The sequence below is a fragment of the Dactylosporangium sp. NPDC049525 genome, assembly GCF_040676755.1.
Lineage (GTDB): Bacteria > Actinomycetota > Actinomycetes > Mycobacteriales > Micromonosporaceae > Dactylosporangium.
Map to the genome: position 1 here is coordinate 1 of NZ_JBFAPO010000122.1, position 9,397 is coordinate 9,397.

General features: G+C 76.3%; 4 protein-coding genes. All 4 read left to right on the top strand.

The window, feature by feature from the left end; genetic code table 11:
- Positions 1 to 85 precede the first annotated feature (85 nt).
- The 4 genes from AB0K00_RS57080 (at position 86) to AB0K00_RS57095 (ending at position 9,354) form a co-directional block, all read left to right on the top strand.
- Positions 86 to 5,764, top strand: a complete 5,679-nt coding sequence (locus AB0K00_RS57080; RefSeq protein ID WP_363539986.1) for an SDR family NAD(P)-dependent oxidoreductase — start codon at positions 86 to 88, stop codon at positions 5,762 to 5,764.
- Positions 5,761 to 8,184 (top strand): beta-ketoacyl synthase N-terminal-like domain-containing protein, encoded by a 2,424-nt coding sequence (locus AB0K00_RS57085; protein ID WP_363539988.1) that lies wholly within the window; start codon positions 5,761 to 5,763, stop codon positions 8,182 to 8,184. The genes AB0K00_RS57080 and AB0K00_RS57085 overlap by 4 nt, the downstream gene beginning before the upstream one ends.
- Positions 8,181 to 8,933, top strand: coding sequence for an alpha/beta fold hydrolase (locus tag AB0K00_RS57090; RefSeq protein ID WP_363539990.1), 753 nt, complete (start codon positions 8,181 to 8,183; stop codon positions 8,931 to 8,933). The genes AB0K00_RS57085 and AB0K00_RS57090 overlap by 4 nt, the downstream gene beginning before the upstream one ends.
- A gap of 76 nt (positions 8,934 to 9,009) precedes the next feature.
- Positions 9,010 to 9,354: a YrdB family protein gene (locus AB0K00_RS57095; RefSeq protein ID WP_363539992.1), complete on the top strand. Its 345-nt coding sequence runs from the start codon at positions 9,010 to 9,012 to the stop codon at positions 9,352 to 9,354.
- Positions 9,355 to 9,397 lie beyond the last annotated feature (43 nt).

Sequence of the window (9,397 nt, forward strand, 5' to 3'; positions counted from 1 at the left end):
CGCCGGTCACACCCCCCCGCCGGCCCCGCCCGCCGCGGGCCCGGACTCCGCGCCCCCGGCGGCCCCGCCGGCCGACCCGGCGACCGTGGCAGTGCTGCGGACCGACCTGCTCGACCTGCCCGAGGTGACCCGGCGCGACGCCGTCGCCGGCATCGTCACCGCGGCCGTCGCCGCCGTCCTCGGCCACGCCGACGGCCGGGTCCGCCCCGACATCGGGTTCTTCGACCTGGGCCTGGACTCGATGATGGCCGTCGACCTCACCAAGGCCCTCGCCGCCGAGCTCGGCGTCCCGGTCACCATCTCCGACGTCTTCGACCACCCGACCGCCGGCGCCCTCGCGGACCTGCTCACCGACCGTCTCAGCGGCCGCCCCGAGCCGATCCCCGCGCCGCCGGCAACGGATGCGGCACCGGCAGCGTTCGAGCCGCCGGACGCCACCGCGACGCCCGAGCGCACCGCCGCGGACCCATCCGGCGACGGCGGCGAGCCGATCGCGGTCGTGGGCATGGCCGGGCGGTTCCCGGGCGCGGACTCCGTCGAGGAGTTCTGGGCGCTGCTGCGCGACGGCCGCGACGCCGTCGGTGAGGTGCCGCCGTCGCGGTGGGACAGCGCCGCGCTGCGCGACCCGGACCCGATGCGGGCCGGGACCGTCACCACCGACCAGGGCGGCTTCCTCGCCGACGTGGACCGCTTCGACGCCGGGTTCTTCGGCGTGCCGGCCCGCGAGGCGGAGAACCTCGACCCGCAGCACCGGCTGCTGCTGGAATCGGCGTGGCACGCCCTGGAGTCCGCCGGGACCGACCCGAGCAGCCTGGCCGGGACCCGGACCGGCGTCTTCGTCGGCATCTCCAACTCCGACTACGGCCGGCTGCTGGAACGCGGCGGCCTGGAAGGGCTCGACGCCTACTTCGGCACCGGCACCGCCCTCAACGCCGCCGCCGGGCGGATCGCGTTCACCCTCGGCCTGCGCGGCCCGGCCCTGGCCGTCGACACCGCCTGCTCGTCGTCGCTCGTCGCGGTCCACCTGGCGATCCGCTCGCTGCGGCAGGGCGAGACCGACCGGGCCATCGCCGGCGGCGTCAACGTCATCGCCGCACCGACCGCGTCGGTCGCGGTGAGCCGCGCGCACATGCTGTCGCCGGACGGGCGGTGCAAGACGTTCTCGGCGGACGCGGACGGCTTCGTGCGCTCCGAGGGCGTCGGGGCGCTGGTCCTGCGGCGGCTGTCCGACGCCCGCCGCGACGGCGACCCGATCCTCGCCGTCCTGCACGGCAGCGCCGTCAACTCCGACGGCGCCTCGTCCGGGCTGACCGTCCCCAGCGGCCGGGCCCAGGAGGACGTCATCGCCGACGCCCTCGCCGACGCCCGGGTCGCCCCCGGCGACATCGACTTCCTCGAGGCACACGGCACCGGCACGTCGCTCGGCGACCCGATCGAGCTGGCCGCCGCGTGGTCGGTCCTGTCCCGGGGCCGCGCGCCCGGCCGCCCGCTGCACCTCGGGTCGGTCAAGAGCGTCGTCGGGCACTGCGAGTCGGCGGCCGGCGTGGTGGCGCTCATCAAGACAGTCCTGGCGCTGCGCAACGGGCAGCTCCCGCCCAACCTGCACTGCGCCGAGCTGAACCCGCACGTGCCGTGGGCGGACATGAACGTCCGGGTCCTGGACTCGCTCCAGCCGTGGCGGCGGGGGGACCGGCCGCGCCTGGCCGGGGTCTCCGGGTTCGGGTTCAGCGGCACCAACGCGCACGTGATCGTCGGCGAGGCACCCGAACCGGCGACCCGGCCGGCCCCGGCCGCGGGCGCGGTCCTGCTGCCGCTGTCGGCGGCCGACGAGGACGGCCTGGCCCGGCTCACCGAGGCGTGGACGCGGCGGCTCGGCGACGCCACCGACGAGGAGGTCGCGTCCCTCGCGGCCACCGCCGGCGCCGGCCGGGCCCACCTGCCGGTCCGCCGCGCGGCGACCGGCACCACCCGCGAGCAGCTGATCGCCGCCCTCGGCCGTGGTCCGTCGGCCCGTTCCGGCCGCCCGCCGCGCGTCGCGTTCCTGTTCTCCGGCCAGGGCAGCCAGTACTTCGGGATGGGCGCCGAGCTGTACCGCACCGAACCCGTGTTCCGGGCCGTCATCGACGCCTGCGCCGCGCACTTCGGCGACGCCCTCGGCGCCCCGCTGACCGACCTGATGTTCGCCGGCACCGACCGGGACCTGATCAACCAGACCCGGATCACCCAGCCCGCCCTCGTCGCGCTGGAGCTGGCCCTCGCCGCGCTGTGGCGGTCGTGGGGCGTCGAACCGGTCGCGGTCCTCGGCCACAGCGTCGGCGAGATCGCCGCCGCCGTGCACGCCGGGGTCCTCGACCTGCCCGCCGGCCTGGACCTCATCGCGCACCGGGCCCGGCTGATGCAGGGGACCGCGGCCGGGTCGATGCTGGCCGTCGTCGCCGCACCCGACGTCGTCGCCGAGCGCATCGCCGGCACCGGGCTGGACATCGCCGCCGTCAACGGGCCGCAGGCGACCGTCGTCGCCGGTGCGCCGGAGGCCGTCGAGGACCTCGCCGCGCGGCTCACCGCCGACGGCATCCAGAACCGCGCGCTGGTCGTCTCGCACGCCTTCCACTCCCGGCTGATGGACCCGATCCTGCCGCAGCTGCGGGCCGCGATCGACGGCCTGGAGCACGCCCGGCCCCGGATCCCGATCGTCGCCAACGTCACCGGCCGGCTGGCCACGCCCGGGCAGTACGACGCCGAGTACTGGTGCGAGCACGTGCGCCGCCCGGTCCGCTTCGCCGCCGGCGCCGAGCAGCTGCGCGAGCTCGACATCGACCTGTACCTGGAGATCGGCCCCGGCCGGACCCTGGGAAACCTGGCCACGGCGATGGGGGTCGCGACCACCGAGACCGCGCTCGCGTCGCTGCGGCGCGGCGCGTCCGACCGGGCCGGGATGCTCGGCGCGGCCCGTACCCTGTACGAGCACGGCCAGCGCCTCGACTGGGCGGCCGTGCAGGCACCGGACGGGTTGCCGCGCGCCGACGCGCCCCGGTACCCGTTCGCCGACACCCGCTACTGGGTCCCGGCCGGCGCCGCGCCCGCCGCCCCGACCGCGCCGGCGACCCCGCACTGGGGCCGCGAGGTGCGCTCGCCGGGGCTCGCCGGGCGGGTGTTCAGCTTCGAGCGCAGCCCGGTCTTCCCGCCGTACCTCGGCGACCACCGCCTCTACGGCACCGTGGTCACGCCGGCGGCCTCGCACCTGGCCACCCTCCTGAGCGCGCTCGCGCCCGGCGGGCTGCCGATCACGGTCGAGGACTTCGTCTGCCCGCGCGCCCTCGTCATCAAGGACGACGAGCGGTACGAGGTGCAACTCATCGTGTCCGAAGTGGACGGTCAGGCGCCGAAACTGAGTGTGCAGAGCCTGTTCGACCCGGCGCACGGCCGCTGGCAGGAGCACATGTCGGGCCGCCTCGGCGCACCCGCCGTCGCGGTCCCCGGCGACGCGCCGGACGTGGCCGCGTTCATCGCCACCGCCGAGCGGCACATCACCGGCGAACAGTTCTACCGGCAGGCCCGCGAGCTCGGCTACACCCTCGGGCCGGCGTTCCGCTGGGTCGGCGAGGCGTGGCTGCGCGGCAACGACACGCTCGTGCGGTACCGCCGCCCGCAGCTGCCCGACGACCCGGCCGACTACGAGCTGTACCCCGGCCTGATCGACTCGTGCTTCCAGAGCATCGCCGGGTTCCTCGGCGAGGGCCCCGACGGGGAGTCCCCGGAGCTGGCGATCCCGTTCGCGGCGCGCCGGCTGGCCTTCACCGGCCGCCCCGACGCCGACGACGAGCTGTGGGGGCACGTCACGGTGACCCAGGCCGCGCCGCTGTCGGAGGGGCGCTGGCGGGTGGAGAGCGCGGACATCCGGCTGTTCACCGGCGCCGGACGGACCCTGTTCACGGCCGACGACTTCCGGGTCCGGGCCGCCTCGCGCACCGTGCTGCAGCAGAGCCTGCAGGGCGGCCCGTCCGGCGGGTACCGGCTCGACCTGGTCCCCGTCGCCGGCGACTGGACCGGCCAGGCGGCCGGGGCGAGCGTCACCGTCGTCGGCGGCGACCCGGCTCTGCGCGCGGCGGTCGCGGCGCTGCCGCCCGGCGACGCCGAACTCGTCGTCGACGCGCGGTTCCTGGACGCGGCCACCGCCACGGCGCAGGACGCCCGGCTCGCCGTGTGGGAGCTGACCCGGTCGCTGCGCGCGGCCGCACCGGACGTGCCCTACGCGGTCCTGGCCGCGGGCGGCGCGCAGGCGGCCCCGCTGCGGCAGGCGCTGTGGGGGATGCTCGCGGCGCTGGAGGCCGAGCAGCCACGGCGGCGCCTGCTGCGGGTCACGGTCGAGGGGGAGCACCGCCCCGAGGTCCTCGCCGGGGTCCTCGCCCACGCGGCGGCGTCCGGGGTACCGGAACCGCGCCTGACGGTCGACGCGAGCGCTGCCCAGCCCGTCACGGCGGCCCGGCTGGTCCCGGTCACGTCCGGCCCGGCGATCGCGGCCTGGCCGCGCAACGTCCTGGTCACCGGCGGGCTCGGCGCGCTCGGCCTGAGCAGCGCCCGGCTGCTGGCCCAGCAGGGCACGACCGCGATCACGCTGATGGGCCGCTCCGCCCCGGACCCGGCCGCGCAGGAGGTCATCGACGACCTCGTCGCCGCCGGCGTCACCGTCGGAGTGGTCCGCGGCGACGTCACCGCCCCGGCCGACTGCGCCCGCGCGGTCGCCGCGGCCACCGCGACCGGCCCGCTGCAAGGCGTCCTGCACCTCGCCGGGGTCCTCGACGACCGGCCGTTCGAGGAGCTCGACGAGGAGTCCCTGCGCACGGTATTCGAGGCCAAGGCGGCGGGGGCCGAGCACCTCGCGGCCGCGACCCGCGGGCAGCCGCTCACCGCGTTCGTGCTGTTCTCGTCGGCGTCGAGCCTGCTCGGCTCGGCCGGGCAGGTCAACTACGGCGCGGCGAACGGCTTCCTGGACGGCCTCGCCGAGGCGCTGCGGGCCGGTGGGGTGCCGGCCACGGCGGTCAACTGGGGTCCGTGGACCCCGGCCGCGAAGGGCGGCATGGCGGCCGCCGACGCGGTCCGCCGGGCCGGCGAGCGGCTCGGGGTCCGGCCCCTCGACGACGACGCGGCGGCGCCGCTGCTGGCCCTGGCCGTCGCCGGCGAACTGCCCCGGCTGCTCGCCGTCGACCTCGACGTCGCGCGCTACACCGAGCAGGTCGCCGGGCACCCGAGAGCGGCGCTTGTCGCCGCCCTCACCGACCGCGCGGGCGGCAGCGGCGCCGCACCGGCCGCCCAGCCGGCGCAGCCGAAGGGCTGGCTGCGGCGGGACGTCGACGACATCGCCCCGGCCGGCCGCGAGGCCGCGCTGCGCGGCGCGGTCCGCGAGATGCTCGGCGCCATCGTCGGCGACCACAGTGCCGTCGACGAGTCTCTCAGCTTCGCCGAGATCGGCCTCGACTCGATCATGGTGATCGACCTGCGGGCCAGGCTCGAACACGCCCTCGCCGCGGACCTGCCGGCCACGATGGGCATCGACTACCCGACGGTGCAGGCGATCACCCGCTTCGTGCACGACCTGGCGTACCCGGCCCCAGCTTCAGGGCCGGCCGCCGAGACCTACCCGGTCGCCACGGAGGTGCTGCCGCCGCCCGCCACCGCCGGCGCGGACACCGAACTGTCCGAGCTCTCCCTCGACCAGCTCATCCTTGCCGTCCAACAGGACCTGAACAGCGAGAAGAGAGGATGACCGTGGAACTGGAACAGCTGCGTCACCTGATGGAGGAGCAGCTCCGCCTGTCCCGCACGCTGAAACACCGCGTCGCCGAACTGGAGGGCGCACGCCGCGCGCCACTGGCGGTCGTCGGTCTCGGCCTGCGCCTGCCCGGCGGGCTCAACACACCCGAGGCGTACTGGGACTTCCTCAACAGCGACCACACGGCGGTGAGCCCGATCCCGGACGACCGCCCCGGCCTGCGCGCGGTCCACGACCCCGCCGGCGGCCCCGGAAAGTCCTATGTGGACAAGGCCGGATTCCTCGGCGGGATCGCCGAGTTCGACGCCGGGTTCTTCGGCATCTCCCAGCGAGAGGCCGAGGCCCTGGACCCGCAGCAGCGGCTGCTGCTGGAGACGGCGTGGGAGGCGATGGAGCGGGCCGGCATCGCCGTGCGGCGCACCGACCGCCTCGACGCGGGCGTGTTCGTGGGCATCATGGGCGCCGAGTACTCCCAGCGCCTCGCCGTCGGCGCCGACAAGTCCGGGATCGACCCGTACTTCGGCACCAGCGGCGGGCTGTGCTTCGCGGCCGGCCGGATCAGCTACGCGCTCGGCCTGGCCGGCCCGGCGTTGAGCGTCGACACCGCCTGCTCCTCCTCGCTCGTCGCGCTGCACCTCGCGGCGCAGGCGTTGCGCCGCGAGGAGTGCCGGTATGCGATCGTCGGCGGCGCGAACCTGGTGCTGTCGGCGGACCTCATGGTGTCGCTGTGCCAGAGCCGGGCCCTCGCCCCCGACGGGCGGACCAAGGCGTTCAGCGCCGACGCCGACGGCTACGGCCGCGGTGAGGGCGCCGGGGTGCTCGTGCTGATGACCCTGGAACAGGCCCTGCGCGAGGAGCGGACCGTCCTGGCCGTGCTGCGCGGCACCGCCGTCAACTCCGACGGCGCCTCCTCCGGCCTGACCGTCCCCAGTGGACCGGCCCAGCAGCAGGTGATCCGGGCCGCCCTCCAGGAGGCCGGGGTCCGCCCCGAGGAGGTCGGCTACGTCGAGGCGCACGGCACCGGCACCCGCCTCGGCGACCCGCTCGAGGCCGGCGCCCTCCAGGCGGTCTTCGGCGCCGCGGCCGGCACCCGCGGGGTGCCGCTGGCGATCGGCAGCGTCAAGTCCCGCATCGGCCACCTCGAGGCCGCGTCCGGGATCGCGTCGCTGGTGAAGCTGGTGCTGATGCTGCGCTCCGGGCGCATCCCGGCCGCCCGCAGCGCCGCCGACGGGCCGCTCAACCCGCTGATCCCGTGGACCGAGAACCATCTCACGGTCCCGGACCGCGCCGCGGCGTGGCCGGCCGCGCTGCCGCACCGGGTCGCCGGGGTCAGCGCGTTCGGGCTCAGCGGCACCAACGCGCACGCGGTGCTGGAGGCCTACGACCCGCAGCGGGTCGCGGCCCTGCTGCCGCACCGGTCCGCGCCGGCGGCCCCGGTCACGGGCGCGGCGCCGGCGCCGCAGCTGCTCACGCTGTCGGCGAAGGACCCGTCGGCGGTGCGGCAGCTGGCCGTCACCCTGGCGCCCCGCCTCGCCGGCCTCGGCGCCGCCGAGCTCTCCGCGGCCTGCCACACGCTGCGCACCGGGCGGGTCGCGTTCCCGTACCGGCTGGCGGTCGTCGGCGACACCGGCGCGCAGCTGGCCGAGCGGCTCGGTGCCGCACCGATCCACGACACGTCGGCGGCGTTCGCCCAGCTGCGGCTGCACTGCGGGCCGCCGGCGCCGAACGTCGCGGCCGCCGCCGACCGGCTCGCCGGGGCGTTCCCCCTGCTGGCCGCCGGCGACCAGCGCACCGACGCGGCCCCGGACCGGCTGGCCCGGATGCTCACGCTGCTCGGCGTGATGGTGCGCACCGGCGTCGAGCCGGGCCTGCCCGCGGGGATGGTGCGACTGTCGTGGGACGACCAGGTCCACCCGCTCGTCAACGGCGACCCGGCGCAGACCCCGCGGCTGCTGCTGGCCGCGCTCGGCGCCGTGTTCCAGGCCGGTGCGGACGTGCGCTTCGACGTCCTGCGCCGCCCCGGCGACCGGATCGTCGCCGACCTGCCGTGCTACCCGTTCCAACGGCGCCGGTTCTGGGTCGACGAGCCGGACGTCGCGCCGGTCGCCGCGCTCACCGGCCCGGCCGGTGCGGCGGAATCGGGCGACGGCGGGCTGTCCCACGACGCGGTCACCGAGGCGCTGATGGCCGAGCTGCGGGCCGTCCTGCACGCCGAGGACGAGCTCGACCCGCGGCAGTCGTTCCTGGAGATCGGCGGTGACTCGTTCACCGCCATGCTCTTCGTGAAGGGGGTCGAGCAGCGGTTCAACACGACGGTGCCGCTGGAGCTCATGGACATGGACGCGCCCCTCGCGTCGCTGCTCGGCTGCCTCGCCACCGACATCGTCGGGGCCGCACGGCTGGTCACGCGGTGACGGCGTTCATCCGCCCGCGGCCCCTCGCCGCGCCGGCGGTGCGGCTCATCGGGTTCCACCACGCCGGCGGCTCGGCCGCCGCGTACTTCCCGATGAGCCGCCACCTCCTGGCCGACTGGGACGTCGCGTTACTCGACCTGCCGGGCCGCGGCAAGCGGGCCGCCGACACGCCGCTCACCGGCATGGCGGCGGTCGTCGGCCGTGCCCTGGCGGACCTGGAGCCGCTGCGGGACGTGCCGGTGGCGCTGTTCGGCCACAGCATGGGCGCGATCGTGGCGTGGGAGGTGGCCCGGGCGTGGACCGCGGCCGGCACCCCGCCGCTGTGGGTCGGCCTGTCCGGCCGCCAGCCGCCCGGCTGGCCCGCCGGCCGCGGCGGTCTGCACCGCCTCGGCGACGCGGCCCTCCTGGCCGCCCTCGCCGACCTCGGCGGGGTGCCGGACTGGCTGGCGGAGAACCCGGCGTTCCGGGACCGTTTCCTGCGCCTGGTCCGCGCCGACCTGGCCGCCGTGGACTCCTACCACCCGGCCGGCGTCCAGGCGCCGCTGGACTGCCCGCTGACCGTCTACGGCGGTGCCCGCGACCAGTGGGCGCCGCCGGCCGCGATGGCCGCCTGGTCGCAGCGCACGACCGGCCCGTTCACCCACCACACGTTTCCCGGCGGGCACTTCTACTTCGCCGGCGCCGCGCTGCCGGACCTCACCAGCCGGCTGGCCTCGGACGTCACCCGGGACCTGGCGCTGGTCGTATGACATCACCGCCGGGACCGATATCGTCTTCGATTGTCGTTCGCCGATGCCTGGCGTTCCTTCGAAACTGGAGAGTCTGATGCTCGCTGGCGCACAGATGGTGAACCTCGCGGTGCGGTTCCTGGCCGAGCTGGCGGTGCTCGCGGCGGTGGTCTACTGGGGCTTCACGCTGCACGCCTCGGTCCTGGTCCGGGTCACTGCCGGCGTCGGCGGCCCGCTGCTGCTCATCGTGATCTGGGCACTGTGGGGCGCGCCGAAGGCCGCGATGAAGCTCGACGGCGCCGCGCACCTGATTCTCGACGTGGCGTGGTTCGGCTCGGGCGTCCTGGCCCTGTGGGCCGCGGGCCGCCTGACGTGGGCCCTGATCCTGGGCGTCGTCTACGTCGTCAACCTGGCCCTGATTCTCATCTGGAAACAGGCCTGAGCATCGCCGGACAAAGACGGGCGCGGTTCGCAACGTTGCGAAC

Coding starts and splice junctions, on each gene's coding strand:
- AB0K00_RS57085 (WP_363539988.1), top strand. CDS start 5,761: ATGACCGTGGAACTGGAACAGCTGCGTCACCTGATGGAGGAGCAGCTC.
- AB0K00_RS57095 (WP_363539992.1), top strand. CDS start 9,010: ATGCTCGCTGGCGCACAGATGGTGAACCTCGCGGTGCGGTTCCTGGCC.